This window comes from Sphingomonas sp. (assembly GCF_039594485.1).
Classification (GTDB): Bacteria; Pseudomonadota; Alphaproteobacteria; order Sphingomonadales; family Sphingomonadaceae; genus Sphingomonas.
In genome coordinates, this window is sequence record NZ_JBCNNI010000018.1 from 1 (window position 1) to 24,545 (window position 24,545).

Annotated in this window: 27 protein-coding genes and 1 tRNA gene; 15 read left to right on the forward strand and 13 right to left on the reverse strand. The window is 67.8% G+C overall.

Features of this window, described 5'->3' with window-relative positions; translation table 11 throughout:
- Nucleotides 1-26 precede the first annotated feature (26 nt).
- Nucleotides 27-392 (forward strand): 50S ribosomal protein L20, encoded by a 366-nt coding sequence (gene rplT, locus ABDV78_RS10555; RefSeq protein ID WP_343527377.1) that lies wholly within the window; start codon nt 27-29, stop codon nt 390-392.
- A gap of 87 nt (nt 393-479) precedes the next feature.
- On the opposite strand, the gene ABDV78_RS10560 is transcribed toward rplT, so the two are convergent.
- Nucleotides 480-1,142 (reverse strand): Crp/Fnr family transcriptional regulator, encoded by a 663-nt coding sequence (locus tag ABDV78_RS10560; protein ID WP_343527378.1) that lies wholly within the window; start codon nt 1,140-1,142, stop codon nt 480-482.
- Nucleotides 1,143-1,427: 285 nt separating this feature from the next.
- On the opposite strand from ABDV78_RS10560, the gene ABDV78_RS10565 reads away from it, so the two are divergent.
- Nucleotides 1,428-1,832 (forward strand): DUF1489 domain-containing protein, encoded by a 405-nt coding sequence (locus ABDV78_RS10565; protein ID WP_343527379.1) that lies wholly within the window; start codon nt 1,428-1,430, stop codon nt 1,830-1,832.
- A 33-nt stretch (nt 1,833-1,865) separates the two neighbouring features.
- Here ABDV78_RS10565 and ABDV78_RS10570 read toward each other — a convergent pair whose 3' ends face one another.
- Nucleotides 1,866-2,477, reverse strand: a complete 612-nt coding sequence (locus tag ABDV78_RS10570) for an ankyrin repeat domain-containing protein (protein ID WP_343527380.1) — start codon at nt 2,475-2,477, stop codon at nt 1,866-1,868.
- Between the two features lie 69 nt (nt 2,478-2,546).
- Between ABDV78_RS10570 and ABDV78_RS10575 the strand changes: the two genes are divergently transcribed.
- The 3 genes from ABDV78_RS10575 to ABDV78_RS10585 are packed head-to-tail and all read left to right on the forward strand — an operon-like array spanning nt 2,547 to nt 4,244.
- The gene (locus ABDV78_RS10575; RefSeq protein ID WP_343527381.1) at nt 2,547-3,137 is read left to right on the forward strand and encodes an SCO family protein; all 591 of its coding nucleotides are present in this window, start codon (nt 2,547-2,549) and stop codon (nt 3,135-3,137) included.
- 13 nt (nt 3,138-3,150) lie between these two features.
- A complete protein-coding gene (locus ABDV78_RS10580) occupies nt 3,151-3,579 on the forward strand; it encodes a YcgN family cysteine cluster protein (RefSeq protein ID WP_343527382.1) in 429 nt (142 codons plus the stop codon).
- The gene (locus ABDV78_RS10585; protein ID WP_343527383.1) at nt 3,576-4,244 is read left to right on the forward strand and encodes a SprT family zinc-dependent metalloprotease; all 669 of its coding nucleotides are present in this window, start codon (nt 3,576-3,578) and stop codon (nt 4,242-4,244) included. The genes ABDV78_RS10580 and ABDV78_RS10585 overlap by 4 nt, the downstream gene beginning before the upstream one ends.
- Here the strand turns inward: ABDV78_RS10585 and ABDV78_RS10590 are convergent.
- Nucleotides 4,220-6,418, reverse strand: coding sequence for a PBP1A family penicillin-binding protein (locus ABDV78_RS10590; protein WP_343527384.1), 2,199 nt, complete (start codon nt 6,416-6,418; stop codon nt 4,220-4,222). The genes ABDV78_RS10585 and ABDV78_RS10590 overlap by 25 nt on opposite strands.
- 203 nt (nt 6,419-6,621) lie before the next feature.
- Between ABDV78_RS10590 and ABDV78_RS10595 the strand changes: the two genes are divergently transcribed.
- Nucleotides 6,622-7,230 (forward strand): PilZ domain-containing protein, encoded by a 609-nt coding sequence (locus tag ABDV78_RS10595; protein WP_343527385.1) that lies wholly within the window; start codon nt 6,622-6,624, stop codon nt 7,228-7,230.
- 148 nt (nt 7,231-7,378) lie between these two features.
- On the opposite strand, the gene ABDV78_RS10600 is transcribed toward ABDV78_RS10595, so the two are convergent.
- A tRNA-Leu gene (locus tag ABDV78_RS10600) sits at nt 7,379-7,465 on the reverse strand.
- Between the two features lie 137 nt (nt 7,466-7,602).
- Here ABDV78_RS10600 and ABDV78_RS10605 point away from each other — a divergent pair.
- Nucleotides 7,603-8,961 carry an MATE family efflux transporter gene (locus ABDV78_RS10605; protein WP_343527386.1) on the forward strand — a complete coding sequence of 453 codons (1,359 nt, stop codon included), beginning with the start codon at nt 7,603-7,605 and terminating at the stop codon, nt 8,959-8,961.
- Here the strand turns inward: ABDV78_RS10605 and ABDV78_RS10610 are convergent, their stop codons facing one another.
- Entirely contained in the window at nt 8,962-9,711 is a 750-nt protein-coding gene (locus tag ABDV78_RS10610; RefSeq protein WP_343527387.1) for a zinc-ribbon domain-containing protein, read from the reverse strand.
- Nucleotides 9,712-9,854: 143 nt separating this feature from the next.
- On the opposite strand from ABDV78_RS10610, the gene ftsE reads away from it, so the two are divergent.
- From ftsE to ABDV78_RS10630, 4 genes are read left to right on the forward strand one after another with little or no spacing between them, the layout of a single operon-like run.
- Nucleotides 9,855-10,619, forward strand: coding sequence for a cell division ATP-binding protein FtsE (gene ftsE, locus ABDV78_RS10615; RefSeq protein ID WP_343527388.1), 765 nt, complete (start codon nt 9,855-9,857; stop codon nt 10,617-10,619).
- Nucleotides 10,616-11,515: an FtsX-like permease family protein gene (locus tag ABDV78_RS10620; protein WP_343527389.1), complete on the forward strand. Its 900-nt coding sequence runs from the start codon at nt 10,616-10,618 to the stop codon at nt 11,513-11,515. The genes ftsE and ABDV78_RS10620 overlap by 4 nt, the downstream gene beginning before the upstream one ends.
- Entirely contained in the window at nt 11,512-12,048 is a 537-nt protein-coding gene (locus ABDV78_RS10625; protein WP_343527459.1) for a YdcF family protein, read from the forward strand. Before ABDV78_RS10620 ends, ABDV78_RS10625 begins: the two co-directional genes overlap by 4 nt.
- A complete protein-coding gene (locus ABDV78_RS10630) occupies nt 12,045-12,767 on the forward strand; it encodes a lysophospholipid acyltransferase family protein (protein ID WP_343527390.1) in 723 nt (240 codons plus the stop codon). Before ABDV78_RS10625 ends, ABDV78_RS10630 begins: the two co-directional genes overlap by 4 nt.
- A 26-nt stretch (nt 12,768-12,793) precedes the next feature.
- Here ABDV78_RS10630 and ABDV78_RS10635 read toward each other — a convergent pair whose 3' ends face one another.
- The gene (locus ABDV78_RS10635) at nt 12,794-13,705 is read right to left on the reverse strand and encodes a prephenate/arogenate dehydrogenase family protein (protein ID WP_343527391.1); all 912 of its coding nucleotides are present in this window, start codon (nt 13,703-13,705) and stop codon (nt 12,794-12,796) included.
- A complete protein-coding gene (gene hisC, locus ABDV78_RS10640; protein WP_343527392.1) occupies nt 13,705-14,838 on the reverse strand; it encodes a histidinol-phosphate transaminase in 1,134 nt (377 codons plus the stop codon). Before hisC ends, ABDV78_RS10635 begins: the two co-directional genes overlap by 1 nt.
- 64 nt (nt 14,839-14,902) lie before the next feature.
- On the opposite strand from hisC, the gene ABDV78_RS10645 reads away from it, so the two are divergent.
- From ABDV78_RS10645 to ABDV78_RS10655, 3 genes are all read left to right on the forward strand, one after another.
- A complete protein-coding gene (locus ABDV78_RS10645) occupies nt 14,903-16,063 on the forward strand; it encodes a homoserine O-acetyltransferase (RefSeq protein ID WP_343527393.1) in 1,161 nt (386 codons plus the stop codon).
- Nucleotides 16,060-16,656: a methionine biosynthesis protein MetW gene (gene metW / locus ABDV78_RS10650; protein ID WP_343527394.1), complete on the forward strand. Its 597-nt coding sequence runs from the start codon at nt 16,060-16,062 to the stop codon at nt 16,654-16,656. The genes ABDV78_RS10645 and metW overlap by 4 nt, the downstream gene beginning before the upstream one ends.
- A 72-nt stretch (nt 16,657-16,728) precedes the next feature.
- Complete coding sequence (locus tag ABDV78_RS10655) at nt 16,729-17,151, forward strand: response regulator (protein ID WP_343527395.1); 423 nt, start codon at nt 16,729-16,731, stop codon at nt 17,149-17,151.
- 63 nt (nt 17,152-17,214) lie between these two features.
- On the opposite strand, the gene ABDV78_RS10660 is transcribed toward ABDV78_RS10655, so the two are convergent.
- The 6 genes from ABDV78_RS10660 to ABDV78_RS10685 all read right to left on the reverse strand — a co-directional run bounded on the left by ABDV78_RS10660 (nt 17,215) and on the right by ABDV78_RS10685 (nt 23,361).
- On the reverse strand, nt 17,215-18,822 hold the full coding sequence (locus ABDV78_RS10660; protein ID WP_343527396.1) for a PAS domain-containing protein: 1,608 nt from the start codon (nt 18,820-18,822) through the stop codon (nt 17,215-17,217).
- Nucleotides 18,823-18,850: 28 nt separating this feature from the next.
- Nucleotides 18,851-19,441, reverse strand: a complete 591-nt coding sequence (gene ssb / locus ABDV78_RS10665) for a single-stranded DNA-binding protein (protein ID WP_343527397.1) — start codon at nt 19,439-19,441, stop codon at nt 18,851-18,853.
- A gap of 20 nt (nt 19,442-19,461) precedes the next feature.
- Nucleotides 19,462-21,321 (reverse strand): ferrous iron transporter B, encoded by a 1,860-nt coding sequence (locus tag ABDV78_RS10670; RefSeq protein WP_343527398.1) that lies wholly within the window; start codon nt 21,319-21,321, stop codon nt 19,462-19,464.
- Nucleotides 21,322-21,337: 16 nt separating this feature from the next.
- Entirely contained in the window at nt 21,338-21,583 is a 246-nt protein-coding gene (locus ABDV78_RS10675; RefSeq protein ID WP_343527460.1) for a FeoA family protein, read from the reverse strand.
- A gap of 108 nt (nt 21,584-21,691) precedes the next feature.
- On the reverse strand, nt 21,692-22,369 hold the full coding sequence (locus ABDV78_RS10680) for a COQ9 family protein (protein ID WP_343527399.1): 678 nt from the start codon (nt 22,367-22,369) through the stop codon (nt 21,692-21,694).
- The gene (locus ABDV78_RS10685; protein ID WP_343527400.1) at nt 22,366-23,361 is read right to left on the reverse strand and encodes a DMT family transporter; all 996 of its coding nucleotides are present in this window, start codon (nt 23,359-23,361) and stop codon (nt 22,366-22,368) included. Before ABDV78_RS10685 ends, ABDV78_RS10680 begins: the two co-directional genes overlap by 4 nt.
- Before the next feature lie 66 nt (nt 23,362-23,427).
- On the opposite strand from ABDV78_RS10685, the gene ABDV78_RS10690 reads away from it, so the two are divergent.
- Complete coding sequence (locus ABDV78_RS10690; protein ID WP_343527401.1) at nt 23,428-24,522, forward strand: alkene reductase; 1,095 nt, start codon at nt 23,428-23,430, stop codon at nt 24,520-24,522.
- Nucleotides 24,523-24,545: the final 23 nt, after the last annotated feature.

Sequence of the window (24,545 nt, forward strand, 5' to 3'; positions counted from 1 at the left end):
ACTGATTTCTGGAAGGATAGAGAGATATGGCACGCGTCAAGCGGGGCACGACCACCAAGGCGAAGCATAAGCGGATTTTGGATCAGGCGAAGGGCTATTATGGCCGTCGCAAGAACACCATCCGCATTGCGCGCCAGGCCGTCGAAAAGGCCGGTCAGTATGCGTATCGCGACCGCAAGGTTAAGAAGCGGACCTTCCGTGGTCTGTGGATCCAGCGCATCAACGCCGGCGTCCGGGCCGAGGGCCTGACCTATTCGCAGTTCATGCACGGCCTGAAGCTGGCGGGCGTCGAACTGGACCGGAAGGTCCTGGCCGACATCGCGATGCACGAGGGCGAAGCCTTCTCGGCGATCATCGCCCAGGCGAAGGCCGCTCTGCCGCAGGCCGCGTAATTCGCGACTGACGGACAAGCGCCGGAAATCAGGAAAGGGCGTCGGTGGGGTTCCACCGGCGCCCTTTTTCCTGTGTCCGCGCGGTCCTTACCGGGCGGCGGGCAGCCAGTCGGGTTCGAATTTGGGCCGTCGTACCGGCAGCGCGGCGAGCCGCTGCAACGCCGCCGGATTGAGCAGCCGTATCCGGTGCCCCTGACGGGCGATCAGCCCCTCCGTCTCCAGCCCGCGGATCGTGCGGTTCACATGCACCGCGGTCAGGCCGAGCAGGTCGCCCAGTATCTCCTGGGTCAGCGGCAGGTTGAAACTGTCCTCGACGACCGCGCCGATCGGGCTCAGCCTGGCATGGAAGTCGAGCAGCAGGCGGGCGAGCTGTTCCCGCGCCGAGGTGTTGCCGGTGGCCGCGAGCATGTCGATCAGCGCCAGCCGCTCCATCTGCGCCGCCACGGTGAACATCGCGGCGAGCCGGGGCGCAGTCTCGAACAGCGTTCCCACGCGTTCATAGGGGACGAATGCGGTCACCGCCTCGGTCACCGCGGTCAGCGTGTCGGCGGCCTCGGGCAGGACCATGCTGGGGGTGCCCAGCATGTCGCCGGGCAGATGCACCTTCTGGATCAGGCGATGGCCGCTGCGCATCACGATCGACGAGGTCACCCACCCCTTGATGTGCAGGTGAAAGCCGCTCGCCATCTCGCCTTCCCGCTGGAAGACTTCGCCGCGTCGCCGGGTGACCTCGGCATCGCCCAGCGCCATGAGGGTATGTTCTTCATCGGGTGACAGCGTGGCGATCGCCCTGAATCGGTGAATCGGGTATGCTATGGCCTATCTCCGTCAACCTTTGCACGCCGTCTTTCCACATTGTACCATATGGGGCCTTGATCTGTGTTGCCCGTTCCCGGCGGAATGCAACGCCTTGTCCGGCGGATCGTCAAGGATCATGGCGTGGTTCGGGCAGGCCGGGAGGACCGGCCTCGCTTCGCTCCCCTGTCTCTTGGCCACTGGCGATTCCGCGCGGGCCACCCCACATCACCGCGCGACATGGCGCTTCATCTGACCAAGGTCGCATTCGGGGCGGCCAGTATCGATCATCTCGCCGAACGGCTGGCCTTGCGGGCACAGGACGGGCCCGTCTTCCTCACCACCCGCTATCTGCCCAAGCGGCATGAGGAGGTGGCGGGCCAGGGTTCGCTCTACTGGATCCTCAAGCATCAGCTTGTCGCGCGCTCGCCGATCCTGTCCTTCGGCGAGGCGGAGGGCGGGCGCTGCGCGATCCATATCGACCCCGCGCTGGTGCTGGTCCAGGCGCTGCCCCGCCGCGCGCATCAGGGCTGGCGCTACCTGGAGGCGGGGGACGCACCCCCAGACCTCAGCGGCGCGGCGACCGGGATCGAGGGGATGCCCCCCGTCCTGGTCGGCAAGCTGGTCGAACTGGGCTTGATCTGACCGTCCTCCCCGCCATGGGGAGGACGGCCGGGATCAGAATTTGGGACCGGCCACCGCCGCCCGGGTCTTTTTGGGCGTTTCGGCGAACAGCTTGGCGATGGCGGCGTTGCGGCTGTCCTGCGTGGCATAGTCGCGTGCAGTCAGGCCGGCGACATTGTCCGCCTGGTCGGGATCGGCCCCGGCGGTCAGAAGCTCGCGAACCATGGCGATGTCATGGCGCTGGACCGCGCGGATCAACGGGGTCTCGCCGCTGGCATTGCCGATATTGGGATTGGCCTTGGCCGCGGTCAGGACGCGGATCAGGTCGGTCTGCCCGCCCGCCACCGCCAGCAGCAACGGCGTGTTGCCGCGCCCGTCGCGCAGGTTCGGATCGGCACCCTTTTGCAGCAGGAAGCGCAGATAGGTCTCGTCGCCGCGCTTGATGACGATGTGCAGCGCGCCCTCGCCGGTCGTCACGTCACGGGTGTTGATGATGCTGGCGCCCGGCCGATCGAGCATGTTGGTGACGTCGTTGCCCTTGGCTTCGCGCACCGCCTGGAGGAACTTGTAGCTTTCCGACTGCATCATCTGCGCGCCTGCCGGCCCCATGACGGTGAGGGCGGAAACACCCAGAAGCGCGGCGGCGAACAGGGGGCGAAGGGACATGGGGATCGATCCTGAGCAATAGGGCATGGCTTGCAACCGGCGATTTATCACAGCAAGGCTGTCGGCGTCATGACCCGATTGTTCCTGTCTTTTCTGGCCCCGCTGGCGTTCGCGCTGGCCGGTTGCGGCGCCTCCGACCAGCAGGCGTCGCCACCTTTGGCGGGCGCGAAGATCGGCGGGCCCTTCCGGCTGACCGACGGACAGGGTCGCAGCGTCACCCAGCGCGACTTCGCCGGGCGCTACCGGGTGGTCTATTTCGGCTATACCTTCTGCCCCGATGTCTGTCCCACCGACATGCAGGCGATCGGCGCGGGACTGACGCTCCTGGAAAAAAGTGCGCCCGCCAAGGTGGCCCGGATCGTGCCGATGTTCATCACCGTCGATCCCGAGCGCGATACCGTGCCGGTGGTCGCCCGCTTCGCCGCAGCCTTCCATCCGCGCTTCGTCGGGCTGACCGGCACCCCGGCGCAGATCGAGGCGGTGAAGAAGGCCTATGCCATCTGGTCGCAGAAGGGCGAGCGTTCGGCGGGGGGCGGTTATCTCGTCAACCACAGCAACCAGACCTATCTGATGGACCCGGAGGGCAAGCCGCTGGCGCTCGTCCCCTCGGACGAAGGGCCGCAGGCAGTGGCGCGGACGCTGGACCAATGGGTCCGGTGATGGAGCGTTGACGATGGAGCATTTCTGGGAAAAGCCGATCGAAAGCCTCGACCGCGCGCAGTGGGAGGCGCTGTGCGATGGCTGTGGCAAATGCTGCATCCACAAGCTGGAGGATGAGGAGACGGGCGAGCTGGTCGCGACCAACGTCGCCTGCCGCCTGCTCGACCGGCGCAGCGGCCAATGCTCCAATTACCGTCATCGCCGCGCCTATGTCTCCGAATGCGTGCGGCTGACCCTGGGCAATGTCCGGTCGATCGACTGGTTGCCCACCACCTGCGCCTATCGCCTGCGCGCGGCGAACGAGCCCTTGCCCGAATGGCATTACCTGATCTGCGGCGACCGTGAGGCGGTGCACCGCGCCGGGCAGTCGGTGCGCGGCTGGACGATCAGCGAGGATGATGCCGGGGATTTCGAAAACCATATCGTGGACCGCGAATTGTGATCGACGAGATCGTCCGCCATCCGACCGCCAAGCGCATCCGCCTGAGCATCGATCCCGCCACCGGCACCGCGCGGCTGGTCGTGCCCAAGCGCGCGCCCTTGAAGACTGCGCTGGCCTGGGCCGAGGACAAGAAGGACTGGATTGCCGAGCAGCGCGCGGCGCTGCCCCGTCCGCGTCCGTTCGAACCCGGCGCGCTGATTCCGTTCGGCGACATGGTGCTGACGCTGGAATGGGAAGCCGGCAGCCGCCGGGTGATCCAGTTGGAGGAGGATCGGTTGTCCGCCTCCGGCCCGATCGAGACGCTTGGCCGCCGGGTGGAGGCGTGGCTGAAGCGACAGGCGCTGGAGGTGCTGGCGCGCGAGACGGCGGAGATCGCGCGCACGGCGGGCGTGTCGGTGTCGAAGGTCAGCGTCGCCGATCCCAAGGCGCGCTGGGGAAGCTGCGCCTCGACGGGCGCGATCCGCTATAGCTGGCGGCTGATCCTGGCCCCCGCTTTTGTGCGCCGCGCCACCGTCGCGCATGAGGTGGCGCACCGGGTCCATATGAATCACGCCCCGGCCTTCCACGCGCTCGTCGCGGAACTGCTGGGCGAGGATCCGGCGCCCGCCACCGCCTGGTTGCGGCAGCATGGCGCGGGGCTTCACTGGTTCGGGCGGTCGTCCTGACGCTCGCGGGGTGACGGGCGGGCCGGGCTGACGGGCGCGCGCGGGTCACGATTGGCCGCCGGGCCGGTGCCGCGTCCGGTCACCCGGTCGATCCACGCCTGGTCCAGCCGTTGCTGTGGGGCCGGAGCGGCGGGCGGCGGCGTCGCGGGCGTGCCGGGCTGCGGCTGCTGGATCGGTGCCGGGGCGGCGGGATCGCGATGGGTAGGAATCTCCATCGTCTGGTCCCCCTCCGTCTCGCCCGGTACCGGCGAGGGCAGCGGATTGCCGTCGGCGTCGACCGCCGACACGCCATTGTCGGGCTGGCCGAAATAGCTCTCCTCATCGGGTTCGAGCTGCCATTCGGGCAGTGTCACCTGCGTATCGAACTGTTCGATCGGACGGTTGGCGGTGGCGATGCGCATATAATCGGCAAAGGCCTTGGCGGGCGCGCTGCCGCCATGCAGGCCAGGGACCGGCTTGGCATTGTCGCGACCCATCCAGACGCCGGTCGTGATCCCGCTGGAGAAGCCCAGGAACCAGCCGTCCTTCAGGCTGGTCGTCGTCCCCGTCTTGCCCGCGACCGGCCGCCCGATCTGCGCGGCGCGACCCGTGCCGGTGTTGACCGCGGTCTGGAGCAGGTCGGTCATCTCGGCGGCGACATAGGGCGCGACCAGCACGACGCTGCGGTCCACCTCATGCGTGTAGATGGTCTGGCCGTTGGCGGTCACCTTTGTGATGCCATAGGGGGTGACCTTCACACCCTTGTTCGCGACGCTGGCAAAGGCGCTGACCATGTCGATCACCCGCACTTCCGACGTGCCCAGCACCATCGAGGGATGGGTGTTGACCGGCGTGCTGATCCCGAACCGACGCGCCATGTCGGCGACCGTCTGGAAACCCACTTCCTGGCCCAGCTTGGCGGCCACCGTGTTCAGTGAATAGGCGAAGGCGGTGCGAAGTGAGACGCTGCCCGAATTGCGGCGCGAATCGTTGCGTGGGGACCAGCCGTCGATGGTGACGGGTTCGTCGACCACCTGGTCCTCGGGCTTGTGGCCCGCCTCCAGCGCGGCGAGATAGACGAACAGCTTGAAGGCGGAACCCGGCTGGCGGACCGCCGTCACCGCGCGATTATAGTTGGTGGAGACATAATCCTTGCCCCCCACCATCGCGCGCACCGCGCCATCGCGGTCCAGGCTGACCAGCGCGCCCTGCGTCTCCGGCGGCGCGTCGGCGCGGATCGCGGCATCGGCCGCCCGCTGCATGTTGAGGTCGAGCGTGGTCCACACGTCGAGCGGCGCGGTCTGCTCGTCGATCAGCATGTCGAGCTGCGGCAACGCCCAGTCGGTGAAGTAGCGGACCGAATTCTGCTTCGGCTCGGGCGCCAGTTTCAGCGTCTGTGGGTTGGCATTCGCCGCCTGGTCGGCGGTGATGAAGCCGTTGCGCTTCATCTGGTCGATGACGACGCCGGCACGGCCCACGGCGGCCTCGGCATCGGCGGTCGGGGAATAGTTGGACGGCGCCTTCACCAACCCCGCGATCACGGCGGCTTCCGACAGGCTCAGATGATCCGCGCCATGGCCGAAGAACTTCCGGCTCGCCGCGTCGATGCCGTATGCGCCGCCGCCATAATAGACCTTGTTCAGATAAAGCTCGAGGATCTGGTCCTTCGAGAACTTCAGTTCCATAGCCAGCGCCAGGATCGCCTCGCGGAACTTGCGACCGAATTTCTTCTGATTGTTCAGGAAGATAGTGCGCGTGATCTGCTGGGTGATGGTCGAGCCACCCTGTTTCCAGCGGCCCTTTTCCAGACGGACCTCAACCGAGCGGGCAATCCCGATCGGATCGACGCCGGGATGCTCGCGGAACCGGCGATCCTCGACCGCGATCGTCGCGTCGCGCATGACGACCGGAATCCTGTCATAGGGCAGCCATTCGCCATAGCTCGGCCCGAGCGAGACGATCACCGTCCCGTCGGCGGCATGGACGCGGATCATCTGGCCGTTGGGTGAGGATTTCAGCTCCTCGAAACTCGGCAATTGCGAGCGCGCGACATAGACCGCGATCGCCAGCGCGCCGACCGCCAGCACGGCGAGCGCGATCAGGATCTGCAAGGTTACGACGATCCGGCGCCGCCAGGGAGAGCGGGGCTTGGAAGAGCGGGGCCGGGATGACCGGGAAGACGACGCGCGAGGCATGGGACGGCTCGCGAATTACAGGGCTTTGAACATGACCACAAGCGGGCGATGCCGCAGCGTGCCTTGCCACCGCCTGAACCGACGGATCGCGCATGACCACCGCGCCTATCGGGGCCATCGCGGCGTGCGCGCGAGTATATTAATTTTTTATACGCGATCGGTTATTACAGCCCGGAGACCGTGATCCGCGAAAGGGGGCGATCGTGGTGGAAAGGACGGCAATGGAACAGGTCGAGCAGCAGCAGAGCGCGCCTGCCGAACGTCGGTCGGGCAAGCGGCATTCGGCCGTCCTGCTGCTGGGCAAGCTGTGCGGCGATGTCCCCGGCGTATGTTTGGTCCATAATATTTCCGAACACGGCCTGATGGCGCGCTTCGTCGATGTGCCGGCAGTGGGTGATTCGGTCTGTGTCGAGGTCCGTGGCCTGGCGCCAGCGCGCGGCACGGTCCGCTGGGTGCGGGGGCAGAAGGCGGGTATCCAGTTCGATTCGTCTCAGCCCTATGAACGGATCTTCTCGACCGAGAACGAGGATGGCACCATCCCGCGCCCGCCGCGATTCGCGGTGACCTTGGGGGCCGATGTCCGGCTGGGCGATTGCAAGTTCGCCGCCGAGATGATCGATATCTCGGCGGGCGGTGCCAAGTTGACCGCGGTCGAGGGGGTCCAGGCAGGACAGGCGGGCCATATCACCGTGCGTCCGATGGGGACGGCGATCTTCGGCACGATCTGCTGGGTCAAGGGCGGCCGCTTCGGCTTCCGCTTCGTCTCGCCCCTGCCGATCGACACGCTGGCGACGATCATCGCGCGGCGGTGAAGCGGCGGGACCGGCGGCCAGGATGGGGCGTCGCCGCCACCACGCTGCAAGAGCGATAGCGACAATCCACGGGCGATCCCGGGTTTTGCCGGGCTGACCCGGCGCCAGGATGACGATCCGTCGCCATCTACTGAATTTCTGGAAAATCTGGTGCGGTCGAGAAGACTCGAACTTCCACGGCCTTTCGGCCACAACGACCTCAACGTTGCGCGTCTACCAATTCCGCCACGACCGCACTCGATAGTCACCACCGGGCAAGCCGGAGGGCTGGTAGGCGGGTGCCCCTAGCAAAGCGATACGGCGGGCGCAATGGGCTTTGATGCGGATTCGTCGGCTTGTTCCCCATCCCGCATTGCGAATAGGGGAAAAGTCATGTCCCGAAGCCTTCGTCCCGATCGCGCCGAGCTGCGCCGCCTGCTGGGGTTGGCATGGCCGGTCATGCTGACCAGCCTGAACTGGACGATCCTGCATGTTACCGATGTCATCGTCGTCGGCATGGTCGGCGAGCATGAGGTGGCGGCGCTGTCGGCCAGCCGGTCGCTGACCTATATGGCGATCGTCACCGGGCTCGCCTGGCTGTCGGGCGTGCTGGTCCGGGCGTCGCGCGCAGACGGGGCGGGGGATCTGCCCGCCACCGGACAGGCGCTGCGTGACGGGTTGGTGCTGGGGCTGGTGCTGGGCGTCGCGGCGATGCTGACCCTCGGGCTCGGCGGAGCGGCGCTGTTGCGCGGGATCGGGGTCGCGCCCGCTTTGGTCGCGCCGGGCGCGCGGGTCGTGGCGGTCATGGCGCTGGGCTATCCGTTCCAGATGGTGCTGATCGCGGCCAGCTTCTTTCTGGAGGGGATCAGTCGCCCGCGCCGGGTGACGGTGGTCAATCTTTCGATCCTGCCGATCAATGCCCTGCTCGCCTGGGCATTGGCGAGCGGACAGGCCGGGTTACCGGTGCTGGGTGCGGTCGGGGCGGCGCTGGCGACGGTGATCGCCTCTGCCATCGGGGCCGTGGCGATGGTGGCGGCGGCCGTCCGCCTGCCGCGCGGGGAATTGCGCGGCGTGCGTCGGATCGACCGGGCCGCCTGGGCGACGACCCCGGCAGGTGCGATCGGCCTGGCGCGATTCGGGCTGGTCCCCGCCATCGCCTCTGGCCTGGAACTGGCGGGCTTCGCCGTCCTGATCGCGCTGTCCACCCGGCTGGGCGAGGCGACCGCGCACGGGTTCCAGATCGTGTTCTCGGTCCACAATGTCACCTTCGCGCTGGCGATCGGACTGGGATCGGCGGCCGGGGTTCGCGCGGGCAACGCCGTGGGGGAGGGGGCGACCTTCGCCGCGGTGTCGCGCACCCTGCTCGCGGTGGGGCTGGTCGCGCTGGCGATGGGGGCGTGCGGCCTGGGCCTGTTGCTATGGCCGCAGGGCGTGGTCGGCCTCTTCCCCGCGAGCCCCGAGGCGCGGAGCGCGGCCATCGCGATGCTGGCGATCTGGGCGCCCTTCATCCTGTTCGACGGGGTGCAGGTGGTGCTGGTCTATGCGCTGCGGTCGCTGGGCGATCAGGTCGCGGCGGGGATCAACAGCATCCTCGCCTATTTCGTCGTGACCGGCGGCGTCGGCTGGTGGCTGGTCGGCGCGGGGTGGGGCGCGGCGGCGCTCGCCTGGGCGTCGGGCGCGGGAATGCTGGTCGCCGCGTTGCTCCATGGCGGTCGGTTCGCGTGGATCGCCCGGCGTCTCCGGCCGGGCTGATCAGTTCGCGGGATTCCCCTCGCCCGCGAAGCTCAGGTCCAGTCGCTTGGAACTGGGGGGCACGTCGAGCTTGGCGGAGTTGAAGTCCATCGACGCGCCGGGACCGAGCGTCCGCTGCTGCGGCGCGATCGCCCAGGAAAAGACGACGCGGCCCTGCGCATCCTTCAACTCGGCGCGCAGATCGGGCACGCGCTGCTGGGTCGAGGACGGATTGAGAATCTGCCCCGAAATGGCGAAGAGTTCGGACCCGTTCTCCAGTTCGCGCCGCTCGATCGGGTTGGAGCGCAATTCCAGCGCCGATTCCGAACTTCCCAGGCCCAGCCAGCCGCCGATGCCCGGCATCCCCGTCCACAGGATCGCCGCCGTCGCCACCAGCATCAGCAGGCCGGCGGCCACCGCGCCGATCGTCCAGCGCCGCACCGGATTGCGCCGCGCGCGGAAAGGCGGGCGATGCGCGAACGCGTCGAAGCCGGGCTCTTCGGCCGCCAGGATCGGCGGGGCGGGCGGCGGCACGATGGCTGGCGGCGGTGGCGGAGCGGGAGGATCGGCGTCGACCGCCTCGATGCTCCTCTCCCCGGCTTCCTCGCCCTGCGTCGGCGGCATGGCCGGGATCGCCATTTCCTCTGGATCGGGCGGCGACTGGAACCAGCTATGACGGCAATTGGCGCAGCGCACGGTGCGCCCCTCCGGCCCGATCGCACTGTCGGGCACCAGATAGCGGGTGCGGCACTCAGGGCATTCGAGGATCATGCGGAACGGCACTTCAGCGGATGGAACGGGGCCATTCGGATCTGGCCCCCATGAACGTCCAGTAAGCACGCCGCCCATAGGCGTGGCAAGCTTGAAGCGCGGAACTTGAAGAGAGGAGCCGGCCATGCCAAGGCCATGCAAGCATGGCGAACATCGTCCAGTTCGAGAATGTCGGCCTTCGCTATGGCGCGGGCGAGGAAAGCCTGTGCGATATCAGTTTCACCTTGCGGTCGGGGCAATTCTATTTCCTGACCGGGGCCAGCGGCGCGGGCAAGACGTCACTGTTGCGGCTTCTCTATCTTTCGCAGCGGCCCAGCCGGGGCATCATCCGGCTGTTCGGTGAGGATGCGGTGATCCTGCCGCGCGTCCGTCTGCCCGGATTCCGGCGGCGGATCGGGGTGGTGTTCCAGGACTTCCGACTGATCCCGCATCTCTCGGCGGCGGACAATATCGCGCTGCCCCTGCGTGTCGCGGGCATGGCCGAATCGGAGATCGGGCGGGCGGTGCGCGAGATGCTGTCCTGGATCGGCCTGTCCGAGCGGGCGGGCGCGCGTCCCGCCACCCTGTCGGGCGGCGAGCAGCAGCGGGTGGCGATCGCGCGCGCGGTCATCGCACGGCCCGAACTGCTGGTCGCCGACGAACCGACCGGCAATGTCGATCCGGTGATGGCCGAGCGGCTGCTGCATCTGTTCAATTCGCTCCACCGGCTGGGCACGACGGTCGTGATGGCGACGCATGACTGGCACCTGATCGACCGGGTGGCGGGTGCGCACCACATGCATCTGGAGCGCGGTCGGCTGGTCGATCCCGAGCCGCCGACGGACCAGGTCGTGCCTCCGCCACCCCCGATCGGCCCCGCCCCCCGGCCGGAATCGCGACGCTCGACCGTCGTGCGGAGCGGCTTGTGACGCGCGTCGCCGGGGACCGCGCCACCGGGGCGGAGCAGCGGGCGCTCGACGATGGCGGGGGCGCCCATGTCATGAGCTGGGTCATCGCGATCATGTTGTTCCTGACCCTGTTGTCGGGGGCGGCCGGTCTGGCGACGGCCCGCGCGGCGGGGGCGCTCGACCGGCAGATGGCGGGGCGGCTGACCGTGCAGGTGGTGGATGGCGAGCCGCAGCGGCGCGATGCCGCCGCCGCGCGCGTGCTGGCGGCCCTGCGCGCCTTGCCCGATGTCGCGCGCGCGGTGCCGGTGCCCCAGGCCGATCTGGCGCGGATGCTCCAGCCCTGGCTGGGCAATGATGCCGAAGCCGCCGGGTTGCCGGTGCCCGCGCTGATCGATGTCGACCTGAACAGCGACGATGGGGCGGCGATCCGGCGGGTCGCCGCGGCGGTGCGCCGTGCCAGCCCGGCGGCGCGGGCCGATGCGCATGCGACATGGCTGGGGCCGGTCGGACGGTTGCTCGACACCGCGGCCTGGCTGGCCGGGGCGATCATCCTGTTGATGCTGAGCGCGACGGCCGCGGTCGTCATGCTGGCGGCGCGGGCGGGCCTGGAGGCGCATCGCGGCACGATCGAGGTCATCCACATGCTGGGCGCGACCGATCGGCAGGTGGCGCGGCTGTTCCAGCGGCGGATCGCACTCGACGCCGGGATCGGCGCGACCCTGGGCAGCGTCGTGGCGGCGGCCGCGATCCTGCTGATCGCGCGACAGGTGGGGGCGCTCGAATCGGATCTGCTCGACGGGCTTCGGCTGGGCGTCGGCGATGTGGCCGCGCTGGTCGTCCTGCCCTTCGGCTTTGTCGGGCTGGCGGTGCTGGCGGCGCGGCTGGCGGTGCTGCGCCAGATGCGGCGGATGCTCTGATGCTGCGGCTGTTCGGTCTCGTGGCGCTTGGTTGGTGTCTGGGGTTCGTCGCCTTCATGCTGACCCTGCCGCACCCGCTGGAGCATAACACCACCGATGCGATCGTGGTGCCGACCGGCGGCGCGGGGCGGATCGACCGGGGCATCGCGCTGTTGAAGGCGCATCAGGCGAAGCGGATGCTGGTCACCGGGGTCGCGCCGGGCGTGCGGCCGATCGATCTGGCGCGCACCTATCGCACCTCGCCCGCGCTGTTCGCCTGCTGCATCGATCTGGGCGGCGAGGCGGTCGATACCCGTTCCAATGCCGAGGAGACGGCGAACTGGGTGCGCGCGCATCGCTATCGCACGGTGCGGCTCGTCACCTCGGACTGGCATCTGCCGCGCGCGCGGATGGAATTGACCGCCGCGCTGGGCCGCGAGGTGCTGGTGCTGGGCGATGGCGTGCCGTCCGATCCGCGACTGGGCACGCTGGTCAATGAATATAACAAGCTGATCCTGCGCAGGATCGCGCTTTGGACGGGGTTTGGCGCGTGATTCTTCTTCGCAACATCGCCTTCGTGGCCGTCTTCTACCCGGTTTCGACGGTGATGGCGCTGCTCGCCCCGGTGATCGCGCTGGGCGGGCGGCAGGCGGTGATCCACTGGGCGACGAGCTGGACGCGGTTCCACCGGCTCTGCACCCGCTGGATCCTGGGCATCCGCGTCGTGGTGGAGGGGGATATACCGACGACCCCGGTCCTCTACCCCGCCAAGCATCAGGCGATGTTCGAGACGATGGAGTTGCAGCGGATGCTGGGCGCGCCCGCCATGGTGCTGAAGCGCGAGCTGGCGAACATCCCGCTCTGGGGCTGGGCGGTGCGCAAATATGGCGCGATCGTCGTCGACCGCAACGCCTCCGCCCGCGCGATGCGCGGCATGATGCGCGACGCGAAGGTCGCGGTGGGCGAGGGGCGGGCGATCATGATCTTTCCCGAGGGGACGCGCGTGAAGCCGGGCGAGACGCCGCCGTTGAAACCCGGATTCGCCGGGCTCTACCGGATGCTGAACCTGCCGGTGGTGCCGGTCGCCACCGATTCGGGGCGGGTCTGGCCGAGAAAGGGGCTGAAGCGACCGGGGGTGGTGACGCTGCGCTTCGGCGAGACGATCCCGCCTGGCCTGCCACGCGCCGAGGCCGAGGCGCGGGTGCACGCGGCGATCAATGCGCTGGAATCCCGTCCTGTCCGGTCCGCGGAGGTGGCGGGCAGTCAGGCCTGACGAAGAGGCCACCTCCAGGGTTGGACCTATTCCGCGTGGCGCCGGCCGAAATCCTCGCGGGCATCGTCCTGGCCCTGGTCGATGATCGAGCGGCGGATGGCGCGGGTGCGGCTGAACAGGTCGAACAAGGCGTCGCCGTCGCCCCAGCGGATCGCGCGCTGGAGCATCGTCACATCCTCCGTCAGGCGTTGCAGGATCTCCAGCACCGCTTCGCGATTGTTGAGGAAGACGTCACGCCACATCGTCGGGTCGGAGGCGGCGATTCGCGTGAAGTCGCGGAAACCGCCCGCGGAGAATTTGATGACCTCGCTTTGCGTCACATCCTCCAGGTCCGAAGCGGTACCCACGATCGAATAGGCGATCAGATGCGGCACATGGCTGGTCACCGCCAGGACGAGGTCGTGATGGCGCGGCGTCATCAACTCGACATTCGCGCCCAGCGCCTCCCAGAAGGCCCGCAGCCGGGCGACCGGGGCCTCGGCGCAGCTTTCCTCCGGGGTGAGGATGCACCAGCGGCCCCGGAACAAGGTCGCAAAGCCGCTTTCCGGGCCGCTATTCTCCGTCCCTGCCACCGGATGGCCCGGCACCAGGATGGCGTCGGGCAGGACGGAGCGCAGCGCCGCAATCACGCTGCCCTTCGACCCGCCGACATCGCTGACGATCGCGTCGGCCGGCAGGTCGTCGGCGAAGGCGGCCGCGACCGCCGCCATGGCGCCGACGGGCACGCACAGCATCACCAGATCGGCATCGATCACCGCCGCGCCCGCGCTGTCGGCGACATCGTCGCACAGGTCGATCCGCCGTGCCGTCTCGCGCACGCCGGGATCGGCGTCATAGCCGGTTAGCCGTACCGTGGGCATCGTCGCGCGCACCGCACGCGCGATGGACGAACCGATCAGGCCGAGCCCGATGATGGTGATCCGGGCGAAGGGCAGCATCAGTTGGCCCTGTCCACCTGATCCACGGCCACCTGATCCACCATCGCGCGGAGCGCGGCGACGACGCCCTTGATCTCATCCTCCGTGCCGATGGTGATGCGAAGGGCATGGCCCAGTCCCTGTCCGGGGAGCCAGCGGACGATAAAGCCGGCATCCATCAGCCCATGATAGGCGCGCTCGGCGGTCAGCTTGCCCTCGAACAGGACCAGCGAGAAATTGGCCTTGGACGGCACGCAGCGCAGCCCCGCATTGCCGAGCGCGGCGATCTGCGCCTCGAACCAGGCCAGCCATGTCGCATTGTGCGTTCGCGACGCCGCCACGAAATCACGGTCGCGGATCGCTTCGATCGCGGCGTTCTGCCCGGCGATGGTCACGTTGAACGGCGCGCGGATGCGGTGCAGCGCGTCGATGATCGGCGCCGCGGCATAGCCCCAGCCGATCCGCTCGGCGGCCAGGCCGTGGATCTTGGAGAAGGTGCGCGACACCAGCACGTTGGGCGCCGACCCGGCCAGCGCCAGCCCGCCATCATCCTCGCCCTCGCCCAGATATTCGGCATAGGCCTGGTCGAGGACCAGCAGGACATGGCGTGGCAATCCGGCGTGCAGCCGCGCGATCTCGCGGGCCCCCGCATAGGTGCCGGTCGGATTGTTGGGATTGGCGACGAAGACCACCCTGGTCCGGTCCGTCACCGCCGCCAGGATCGCGTCGACATCGGTGGCATAGTCATGGTCGGCGACCACCACCGGCTCCGCGCCGACCCGCCGGGTCGCGATCTCATAGACCGAGAAACCGTAGCGGACGTGGATGATCTCGTCCCCCGGCCCGGCGAACGCGCCCGCCGCAAGGTGCAGGATCTCGTCCGATCCGGTGCCGTAGATGATCCGCGCCGGATCGAGCCCGTGCACTGCCCCGATCGCCTCGCGCAATGCGGTCGCGCTCGCATCCGGGTAGCGCTCCAGATGGTTCGCGGCGGCGGCGAAGGCGGCGCGCGCCTTCTCGCTGGTGCCCAGCGGATTCTCGTTGGACGAGAGTTTGACGACCTTGCGCCCGTCATCGGTCGTCGCGCGGCCGGGAACATAGGGCGCGATGGCCTTGACCCAGGAGATCGGTTCGGGAGCTTGAAGGTCGGTCATGCGACCCGCCATAGCGGCCTCGCCCTTGCGTTGCCAAGCATCGCGGCCTAGCGGATATCGCTCCATGGCCGCTTCCGTTTTCGCCTCTCCCCCCAGCGACGACCAGCGTTTCGGTCTGTCGCGGCATGTCGTACTCCCCGGGCCATTGCGGCTGGACGGCGGCGGCCTGCTGTCGCCGGTCGAGATCGGCTATGAGACCTATGGCGCGCTGAACGCGGACGGCTCCAACGCGATCCTGATCTGCCACGCGCTGACCGGCGACCAGCATGTCGCCTCGCCCCATCCACGCACCGGCAAGCCGGGTTGGTGGACGCGTCTGGTGGGCGAGGGCAAGCCGATCGACCCGACGCGGCATTTCATCATCTGCTCGAACGTCATCGGGAGCTGCATGGGATCGTCCGGCCCTGCGACGATCGATCCTTCCACGGGCGAGCCCTGGGGGATGCGGTTCCCGGTCATCACCATCCGCGACATGGTGCGCGCGCAGGCGATGCTGCTCGACCATCTGGGCGTCGGACAGTTGAAGGCGATCGTCGGCGGATCGATGGGGGGGATGCAGGCGATCAGCTGGGCCGCGACCTTCCCGGAACGCGTCCGCGCCTGCGTCATGGTCGCCTCCACCGCGCGGCATTCGGCGCAGAACATCGCCTTTCACGAGGTCGGGCGGCAGGCGATCATGGCCGACCCCAAATGGCGCGGCGGTGCCTATTACGAGTCGAACGATCCCCCCGCCGCCGGGCTGGCGGTGGCGCGGATGGCGGCGCACATCACCTATCTGTCCGAGGCGGGGCTGACCGAGAAATTCGGGCGTCGGCTCCAGGCGCGGCCCGATCGGCCGGACGGCGCCAAGAGCTTCGGCTTCGACGCGGATTTCCAGGTCGAAAGCTATTTGCGGCACCAGGGTTTGAGCTTCGTCGACCGCTTCGACGCCAATTCCTATCTCTACATCACCCGCGCGCTCGATTATTTCGATCTGGCCGAGGAGCATGGCGGGCTGCTCGCCAATGCCTTCCGGGGCACCAGGACGCGCTTCTGCCTGGTCAGCTTCGACACCGACTGGCTCTATCCCACTTCCGAGTCGCGTACCGTGGTGCAGGCGCTGAATGCGGCGGGGGCGGCGGCGAGCTTCGTCGAGCTGTCCAGTCCTTACGGCCATGACGCCTTCCTGCTGGAGGCGCCCGAGATGAACCGCGTGATCGACGGCTTCCTGAAGGCCGAGCCATGAGCGACACCCGCCTGCGCCCCGATCTGGCGATCATCGCCGCGCATGTCGCGCGCGGCGCGCGCATCCTCGATGTCGGATGCGGCGACGGACAGTTGATGGCGGCGTTGCGTGACGAAGCGGGGGTCGATGCGCGCGGGCTGGAGATCGATCCCGCCAATGTCGCCGCCGCGGTCGCACGCGGGCTGGCGGTGGTGCAGGGCGATGCCGATACCGACCTGGCGGGCTATCCCGACAAGGGCTTCGACTATGCGATCCTCAGCCAGACGTTGCAGACTGCGCGTGCGCCCGACCGGGTGCTCGACCATCTGCTGCGCATCGGCGGTCGCGCCTTCGTCTCCTTTCCGAATTTCGCGCATTGGCGGGTGCGTCTGTCGCTGCTGTGGGGCGGGCGGATGCCGGTGACCGGGCTGCTTCCCGAACAATGGTATGACACGCCCAACATCCACCATGTGACGATCGACGACTTCCGCGCCTTCGTCCGGGAGCGGCGGATCACCGTCGAGGGGAGCTGGTTCCTGTCCGGCGGTCGTCCCACCAGTGCGGCCGCCGCCAACTTCCGCGCGGAGCATGCTGTCTTCCTTTTACGGCGTTAACAGCATTATGAAAAATTTGTGGAACTTTATCTGTATCAAGATTGTTCATGCGCAAAGTGACGGGAATTTGACATGAGCCAAACCGCCCTGATCGTGGAAGACGAGATATTCGTGGCCCTCGATCTGGAGCGCATTCTGACCGATGCTGGCTACACCGTAGCGGGCATAGCGGCAGATAGCCGCACCGCCATCGAAACTGCTCCCGGTTGCTCCTTTGCCTTTGTCGACGTCAATCTTCGCGATGGTCCGACCGGCCCCGAGATCGCGCGCCGTATTGCTGCGGATTACGGGGTGAAGATCGTCTTCGTCACCGCCAACCCCGCGCAGATCGCCGCCGACATCCAGGCGCTCGGCTATATCCGCAAGCCATTCAGCGAGCATGCCATCCTGGCGGCGGCGGCGCTGGCGACCGGCGCGGAGATCAACGGCGTGACGGCCAATGGCGCGTTGGGCGATGCGCGTGAGGGCGTCATCCCGCTGGGCATGTCGAGCTGATCCTCGCGCACCGCCGAAAGATCGCCACCGGGCCGCAAGGCCGGTGGCGTTTTTGTATCAGCGTTAGGCTCCGGCACCGGAACCCAGTCCGGGCGCGCGGCTGAAGGAGGTCAGCGGCACATCGATCGTGACGACCAGCCCCTCCGGCTTCCAGTCGCGGCTGACCTGGCCGCCCAATTGGCGGACCGCCGACAATTCGACCAGTTGCGATCCAAACCCGGCATGGTCCGGTGGTGACGTCAGCGCCGGGCCGCCTTCCTCGCACCAGCAGAGCTGGACCATGTCGCCCTGGTGCCGGATCGCCAGTTCGACCGCGCCGGTCATGACCGACAGCGCGCCATATTTGGCGGCGTTGGTCGCCAGTTCATGGAACAGCAGGGCCAGCGGCGTCGCCGAGCGGTCGTCGACCGGAACATCGTCCCCCGACAGGCGGATGCGGGGTGCGTCGTCGGCGCGATAGGGCTCGAACAGATCGTTCAGCAGGCCGTGGAGCGAATCCTGCCGCGCCTTGGGTTGCGATTGCGGGCTGTGCGGACGCACGAAGTCGTGCGCGCGGCCCAGCGCGGTGATCCGGTCGCGCAGATCGCTGGCGATCGCGGCAAAGCCCGGATGGCTGCGCGCGGCAAAGGCGATCAGGCCGGAGATCACCGCGAAGATGTTCTTGATCCGGTGGCTCAGTTCCTGGCTGACGATCTCGCGCTCTTCCAGCGCCAGCTTCTGCTCATGGATGTCGGTGCAGGTGCCGAACCAGCGGGTGATCCGCCCCTCGGCATCCCGGATCGGCAGCGCGCGCCCCAGCACCCAGCGATACACGCCGTCGCGGTGACGCAGCCGATATTCGATCTGATAGGGCTCGCCGGTCGCCAGGCTGTGGCGCCAGCGCGCCCAGGCCCGTTCCTGGTCGTCGACATGGAACATGCCGTTCCACGCCTGGCCATCGGTCGATCCGTCGGGCATGCCGGTGAATTCATACCAGCGGGCATTGTAATAATCGTGATAGCCGTCAGGCTGGGTCGACCAGACCATTTGCGGCATGGTGTCGGCCAGGGTGCGGAACCGCTGCTCGCTGTCGGCGACGCGCGCCTCGGACCGCTCGACCGTCTGCCGATGCTCCAGCCGGGCGCGGCGATCCTGCAACCGGCCCATGACGGCGGTGGCCAGCACCTCCAGCCCGCGGCGCTGGAACGGGGTCAGCCCGTCGGGACGCGGTTCAGGCGAGATGACGCAGATCGCGCCGAGCGGAACCCCCTCGCGCGACAACAGGCGCGCCCCGGCATAGAAGCGGATATGGGGCGGCCCCGTCACCAGCGAGAAATCGGCGAAGCGGGGATCGGCACTGGCGTCGGGGACGATCATCGTCTCGTCCCGGCCGACCATCACATGCGCGCAGAACGAGGTGTCGCGGGGCGTCCGGTCCACATCGACGCCGACCGTGGCCAGGAATTGCTGGCTTTCCTCCTCGACCACGCTGACCAGCGCGACCGGGGTATCGCAAAGCTCGGCGGCGAAGGCGGCGAGATCGTCCAGTTCGCCGCTGTCGCGATATCCCACCAGGTCATAGGCACGGATGATGGCGGCGCGTTGCTCCTCGGTCACGGACGAGGGGGCAGGGGTTTCCGCTACACTCGCGCTGTGACAGGTCGTCGCATCGTCATCCAGCGTGTTCGTCATCTCCACCCCTTGGGAAAAATCCTCCCGATCAGAAGGGTACGTCGTCATCCAGGTCGTCGGCGAACCCGCCGCCCTGTCCGAACCCGCCACGATTGCCGCTGTTCCCGCCCGAAGACGAAGAACCGCCGCGGTTGCCGCCGCCAAAGCCGCCGCCCGCCGAACCACCGCCGAACCCGCTCGACCCGCCACCAAAGTCGCCGCCGCCGAAATCATCGCCGCCGCCAAAATCGCCGCCACCACGGCTACCGCCGCCGCCCTGACCGCCGCCGGGGCCGTCGAGCATGGTCAGCACCGAGTTGAAGCCCTGCAGCGTCACTTCGGTCGAGTAACGATCATTGCCCTGCTGGTCCTGCCACTTGCGGGTGGTCAGCGCGCCCTCGATATAGACCTTCGAGCCCTTGCGCAGGAAACGTTCGGCGACATTGGCGAGGCCTTCGTTGAAGATCTTGACCGTATGCCACTCGGTCTTTTCCTTGCGCTCGCCGCTGTTGCGGTCCTTCCACGATTCGGACGTGGCGATGCGCAGCTCGACCACCTTGCCGCCATTCTGGAAGGAGCGGCTCTCGGGATCGCGTCCCAGATTGCCGACGAGAATCACCTTGTTGACGCTGCCCGCCATGTATCAGTCCCGTATGTGTTCTAAAGGCCGGCGAAAACGGCCAGCCAATATGTGATGCCTGCCATCACATAGGCCGTGATGAACAAGTACGCCACCATGAAGGCGGGCCATTTCCAGCCATTGGTTTCGCGTCGGGTGACCGCGATGGTGGAAATGCACTGCGGCGCGAAGACGAACCACATCAGGAAGGCGAGCGCGGTGGGTATCGACCAGTTGCGCTTCAGCTTGTCGGTCATCGCCTTTTGCCCGCCCTCATGCTCGGTATCGTCGATGGCATAGACGGTGCCGATGGCGGCCACCGCCACCTCGCGCGCCGCCATGGCGGGGACGAGGGCCAGCGCGATATCGCGGTTGAAGCCGATCGGGCGGACGACGACCTCGATCCCGTTGGCGATGCGCCCGGCGATCGAATAATCGACCGGCGAGATGCCCGACCCCTCCGGCGGCTTGGGGAAGGACAGCAGCGCCCACAGGATCACGGTGGTCAGCGCGATGGTGGTGCCCGCGCGCTTCAGGAAGATCAGCGCGCGGCTCCACAGGCCCAGCAGCACGTCGCGGACTTGCGGCCATTGATATTTGGGCATTTCCATCATGAAGCCCGACGACGCGCCCTTGGTGACCGTCCGCCGCAGCAGCAGCGCGGCGACGAACGCACCGACGATGCCCATCAGATAGAGGCCGAGCAGCACCAGCCCCTGGAGCCCGACGAACGGCAGCACCTGCCGGTCCGGGATGAAGGCGCCGATGATGATGGTATAGACCGGGAGCCGCGCCGAGCAGGTCATCAGCGGCGCGATCAGGATGGTGGTCAGCCGGTCCTTTTCGTCATCGATCGTCCGCGTCGCCATGATGCCCGGCACCGCGCAGGCGAAGGAGGACAGGAGTGGGATGAAGGCGCGGCCCGACAGCCCGACCTGCGCCATCAACCGGTCCATCAGGAAGGCCGCACGAACCATATAGCCCGTCGCCTCGAGGACCAGGATGAACAGGAACAGGATCAGGATCAGCGGCAGGAAGACGATGACTGCGCCGACTCCGGCGATCAGGCCGTCGGTGATCAGGCTGCGGACCCAGCCTTCCGGCAAGGCGGCGCCGACCTGTGCCTCCAGCCAGACAAAGCCCTGCTCGATCCAGCTGACGGGCGTCTCGGACCAGGCGAAGACCGCCTGGAACATGATGAAGAGCAGCGCGACCAGCAGGATCGGCCCGACAATGGGGTGCAGCGCGACCGAGTCGAGCATGTGCGTCCAGCGGCGGGTGGGCGTCTCGGCCACGGTTGCGGCCGCGGCGATCTGGCGCGCACGGCGTTGCAGCGTGACGATGTCGTCGATCCGGTCGGCGGTCGCGACGGGATGCGCGCGCTCCTGCGTGACCAGCCGGTCGACCTCGGCCTTCAGCGCGTCGAGGCCGCGACGGCGCACCGCCACGGTGGGGATGACCGTCACCCCCAGCTCGCGCGACAGGATATCGGCGTCGAGCGTCAGCCCGTCGCGTTCGGCCAGGTCGACCATGTTGAGCGCGACCACGACCGGCAGGCCGAGCGCGATCAGTTGCAGCGCGAAGCGCAGGTGATTGTCGAGATTGGCGGCGTCGAGCACGACGACCAACGCATCGGGGCGGCGCTCGCCCGACTGCGATCCCATCACGACGTTGCGCGTGACCTGTTCGTCCAGGCTGCCGGGGTCCAGGCTATAGGCACCGGGCAGGTCGACCAGCTCGACCGGGCGGCCATCCTCGAGCACGAGTCGGCCCGAATGGCGCTCGACCGTGACGCCGGGATAATTGCCAACCTTCTGACGCGCGCCGGTGAGCGCGTTGAACAGGGCACTTTTGCCGGCATTGGGATTGCCGACGAGTGCAACCAGCGGTGCGGCGTTCATTATGTCCGGCCGGGCCTCAAGCGTCCAGCGCGACACGGATCGAAGCGGCGACCCGGCGACGCAGCGCCACGGTCATCCGGCCGATCCGGCAGGCGATCGGCCCGCCGCCCAGCGTCGCGCGGTGCAGCACCTCGACGCCCACGCCTTCATCGAACCCCAGTTCGCGCAGACGTCGCGCCTCGGGCAGAGCCAGCTGAGTCCAGTCGATCGCGGCCACGGTCGCCGGTTGCCGACGGGGAAGGGTTTCGAGACTGCTCAGCATCGCCATGGCGGATACATAACGCCGGTGCGAGTGATTATCAATTACCTGCTGGTGAAATGGATGAGAGGATTGGCGGAGCGTGCCCGACACACGCCCTGCCAATCCCGATCACACCGCCGGATAGCGCAGCCGCCCGATAAAGCGCGACAGGCTGGGCATAGTCTCGCCCCGCTTGACCATGCCGGCCTTCCACGTCTCGAACCGCATGATCCCGTCGATCCGCCGCGCGAGGAAAGCGCGGGTATCGGCATGATCCTCGCTCTCGTCATTGAGGAACACCGCGATGGTCGAGCCATAGACCGCGAACAGCGTCGCGCGCTTGGTATAGTGATTATAGTCGGTCGCGGTGTCGCCCGCCTGCGCCCAGATCGTATCGACCGTCCGCCAGCCGAGTCGCGCCCCGCTCGCGGCATTCTGTGGCATCGCCAGGATGGTCAGCGCGCGGCGCAGCGCCTCGCGATTGGGGGCGACCGCGGCCAGCCGCGCCTCGACCAGCGCGGTGATGCGCTGGCGGATCTTCATGGCGGCGGCGCGTTCCACGGGAACCGCCTGGACCATCGCCTGATCGATCCGCGCGAACCAGGCGTCGATCATCGCGACGGGGCCGTCCTTGAAGGCGAGTCGCGCAATGTCGCGGTCGATGCCGATCGCGTCCGCCGCCATGTCGCGTGCGGCATCGCCCCAGCCGTCGAACGCGGCATTGGATGCGATTCCTTCGGCCAGCGCCACGCGCACCTCGTCGAGCGTCAGGTCCTGAACATCGGTCATGGCAGCAGCCTCGGTCATTTGATGCGTCTCTCGTCGTCCATGTCGTCTGGATTGGCAACCGGCTGGGTAGCCCGCTGGGGCGATCCGCGTCGCACCAGGACCAGCGCGACGGCGACCATCGCCACCCCCACCCAGTCGGGCGGTGCCAGCGTCTCGCCATAGACCAGCCAGCCGATTGCGGTCGCCACCATCGGCTGCACCAGCAAGGCAATGCCGACGATCAGCGGACTGAGCAGTCCCAGCGCGTACATCATCAACCCCTGGCCGATGATCTGGCTCCCCAGCGCGAGCAGGATGAGCGGAGCCCAATGGTCCGGCCACACCCGCTCGCCCAGCGCCGCGGCGAAGAGGAGCAGCGGCACGATGCTGGCCAGGGTCGACCAGGCGAGCGCCGGGATGGGCGGCATGGCGAAGCGCACCCGCGACATCAGGATGAAATAGACCGCGTAGAGCACCCCCGCGAGCACGCAGAGCAGATCGCCGACCAGATGGCGCGGATCGACCTGATAGCTGCGCCCCATCAACAGCCCGGCCCCGACCGCCGCCAGGATCAGCGCGATCCCCTGCATCCGTGAAGGCCAGCTTCGCGCGACGAGGAAGCCATAGAGCGGGAAGATGAAGGTCGCCGAATTTCCGAACAGCGTGGCATTGGCCATCGTCGTCTGGCGGATGCCAAGATGCCAGGCGCCGAGATCGCCCGCAAAGGCGACGCCGCCGACCAGCAGCAGCGCCCACAACCCCATCTGTCGCTTGTCCGGCATCCGGGGACGGGCGGGCGCGACCAAGGCGACCAGCACCAGCACGGGCGCGGCCAGCGTGATCCGCCAGAAGGCCGAGGCGACCGGCCCGGTATCGGCCATCCGCACCAGGAGCGGCCCGAAGGCCAGGGCGACATTGGCCAGGATGACCGCCGCGAAGGCCAGCGGCGGCGTGGCATTGGTTCCGGTCCGGTCCGAAAGACGATCTCTTTCAGACAACTCACTTTTTCTTGGGGGCGGGGACACGGGCATGGGCTCCCTTAACGTCCTATCTGCGTTGCGTCAGGCCAGAAAGGCCACTGCAAGGATTCCATTTTGATGCCCACGCTCTTCGATCCCATCGAACTTGGCGCCATTCATGCCCCCAACCGTATCCTCATGGCCCCGCTCACTCGCGCGCGGGCGACGCGCGACGCGGTGCCGACGCCGATCATGGCACAATATTATGCCCAGCGCGCGAGTGCGGGGCTTATCATCTCGGAAGCCACCGGCATCAGCCGCGAAGGGCTGGGCTGGCCCTATGCGCCGGGGCTGTGGACCGACGAACAGGTCGCGCACTGGAAGCCGGTGACCGACGCCGTGCACAAGGCGGGCGGCCGGATCGTCGCGCAGCTCTGGCACATGGGGCGTCAGGTGCACAGCTCGATCACCGGGGTGCAGCCGGTGTCCTCCTCCGCCACCCGCACCGAGGGGCAGGCGCATACCTTCGAGGGCAAGCAGGATTTCGAGACGGCGCGGCCGCTCGAACTGTCGGAAATCCCGCGTCTGCTCGACGATTATGAGCGTGCCACCCGCAATGCGCTGGCCGCCGGGTTCGACGGGGTGCAGATTCATGCCGCCAATGGCTATCTGATCGACGAGTTCCTGCGCGACAACGCCAATTTCCGCGAGGATGAATATGGCGGCAGCCCCGAGAATCGCATCCGCCTGCTCCGCGAGATCACCGAGCGGGTGATATCGGTGGCCGGCAAGGATCGCGTCGGCGTCCGCCTGTCGCCCAATGGCGACAGCCAGGGCGTGGACGACAGCGATCCGGCCTCGGTCTTCGTGCCTGCCGCGAAGATGCTGTCGGACCTCGGCATCGCCTTCCTGGAACTGCGCGAGATCGGGCCGGACGGCACCTATGGCAGCACCGATGTGCCCAAGCTGTCGCCGCGGATTCGGGAAGTTTTCAAGGGCCCGCTGGTCCTCAACAGCGATTTCGACAGCCGGGAAAAGGCGCAGGCGGCGCTTGATTCGGGCGTGGCGGATGCGATCGCGTTCGGCCGGACCTTCCTGGCCAATCCCGATCTGCCCGAGCGGCTGCGCACCGGTGCCCCGCTGACCCCGAGCGACATGAAGACCTGGTACAGCCAGGGGCCGGAGGGCTATATCGACTACCCCACGCTTGACGAGCAGACCCGCGCGGCGTGACGATGCGGGGACGGGGGCGGGGG

What these genes read in the sequence shown, in the direction of transcription:
- rplT (WP_343527377.1), top strand. Translation starts at nt 27, where the DNA reads ATGGCACGCGTCAAGCGGGGCACGACCACCAAGGCGAAGCATAAGCGG.
- ABDV78_RS10560 (WP_343527378.1), bottom strand. Translation starts at nt 1,142, where the DNA reads ATGGCGCTGGGCGATGCCGAGGTCACCCGGCGACGCGGCGAAGTCTTC.
- ABDV78_RS10565 (WP_343527379.1), top strand. Translation starts at nt 1,428, where the DNA reads ATGGCGCTTCATCTGACCAAGGTCGCATTCGGGGCGGCCAGTATCGAT.
- ABDV78_RS10570 (WP_343527380.1), bottom strand. Translation starts at nt 2,477, where the DNA reads ATGTCCCTTCGCCCCCTGTTCGCCGCCGCGCTTCTGGGTGTTTCCGCC.
- ABDV78_RS10575 (WP_343527381.1), top strand. Translation starts at nt 2,547, where the DNA reads ATGACCCGATTGTTCCTGTCTTTTCTGGCCCCGCTGGCGTTCGCGCTG.
- ABDV78_RS10580 (WP_343527382.1), top strand. Translation starts at nt 3,151, where the DNA reads ATGGAGCATTTCTGGGAAAAGCCGATCGAAAGCCTCGACCGCGCGCAG.
- ABDV78_RS10590 (WP_343527384.1), bottom strand. Translation starts at nt 6,418, where the DNA reads ATGCCTCGCGCGTCGTCTTCCCGGTCATCCCGGCCCCGCTCTTCCAAG.
- ABDV78_RS10605 (WP_343527386.1), top strand. Translation starts at nt 7,603, where the DNA reads ATGTCCCGAAGCCTTCGTCCCGATCGCGCCGAGCTGCGCCGCCTGCTG.
- ABDV78_RS10610 (WP_343527387.1), bottom strand. Translation starts at nt 9,711, where the DNA reads ATGATCCTCGAATGCCCTGAGTGCCGCACCCGCTATCTGGTGCCCGAC.
- ftsE (WP_343527388.1), top strand. Translation starts at nt 9,855, where the DNA reads ATGGCGAACATCGTCCAGTTCGAGAATGTCGGCCTTCGCTATGGCGCG.
- ABDV78_RS10635 (WP_343527391.1), bottom strand. Translation starts at nt 13,705, where the DNA reads ATGCTGCCCTTCGCCCGGATCACCATCATCGGGCTCGGCCTGATCGGT.
- hisC (WP_343527392.1), bottom strand. Translation starts at nt 14,838, where the DNA reads ATGACCGACCTTCAAGCTCCCGAACCGATCTCCTGGGTCAAGGCCATC.
- ABDV78_RS10645 (WP_343527393.1), top strand. Translation starts at nt 14,903, where the DNA reads ATGGCCGCTTCCGTTTTCGCCTCTCCCCCCAGCGACGACCAGCGTTTC.
- metW (WP_343527394.1), top strand. Translation starts at nt 16,060, where the DNA reads ATGAGCGACACCCGCCTGCGCCCCGATCTGGCGATCATCGCCGCGCAT.
- ABDV78_RS10655 (WP_343527395.1), top strand. Translation starts at nt 16,729, where the DNA reads ATGAGCCAAACCGCCCTGATCGTGGAAGACGAGATATTCGTGGCCCTC.
- ABDV78_RS10660 (WP_343527396.1), bottom strand. Translation starts at nt 18,822, where the DNA reads ATGACGAACACGCTGGATGACGATGCGACGACCTGTCACAGCGCGAGT.
- ssb (WP_343527397.1), bottom strand. Translation starts at nt 19,441, where the DNA reads ATGGCGGGCAGCGTCAACAAGGTGATTCTCGTCGGCAATCTGGGACGC.
- ABDV78_RS10670 (WP_343527398.1), bottom strand. Translation starts at nt 21,321, where the DNA reads ATGAACGCCGCACCGCTGGTTGCACTCGTCGGCAATCCCAATGCCGGC.
- ABDV78_RS10675 (WP_343527460.1), bottom strand. Translation starts at nt 21,583, where the DNA reads ATGCTGAGCAGTCTCGAAACCCTTCCCCGTCGGCAACCGGCGACCGTG.
- ABDV78_RS10680 (WP_343527399.1), bottom strand. Translation starts at nt 22,369, where the DNA reads ATGACCGAGGCTGCTGCCATGACCGATGTTCAGGACCTGACGCTCGAC.
- ABDV78_RS10685 (WP_343527400.1), bottom strand. Translation starts at nt 23,361, where the DNA reads ATGCCCGTGTCCCCGCCCCCAAGAAAAAGTGAGTTGTCTGAAAGAGAT.
- ABDV78_RS10690 (WP_343527401.1), top strand. Translation starts at nt 23,428, where the DNA reads ATGCCCACGCTCTTCGATCCCATCGAACTTGGCGCCATTCATGCCCCC.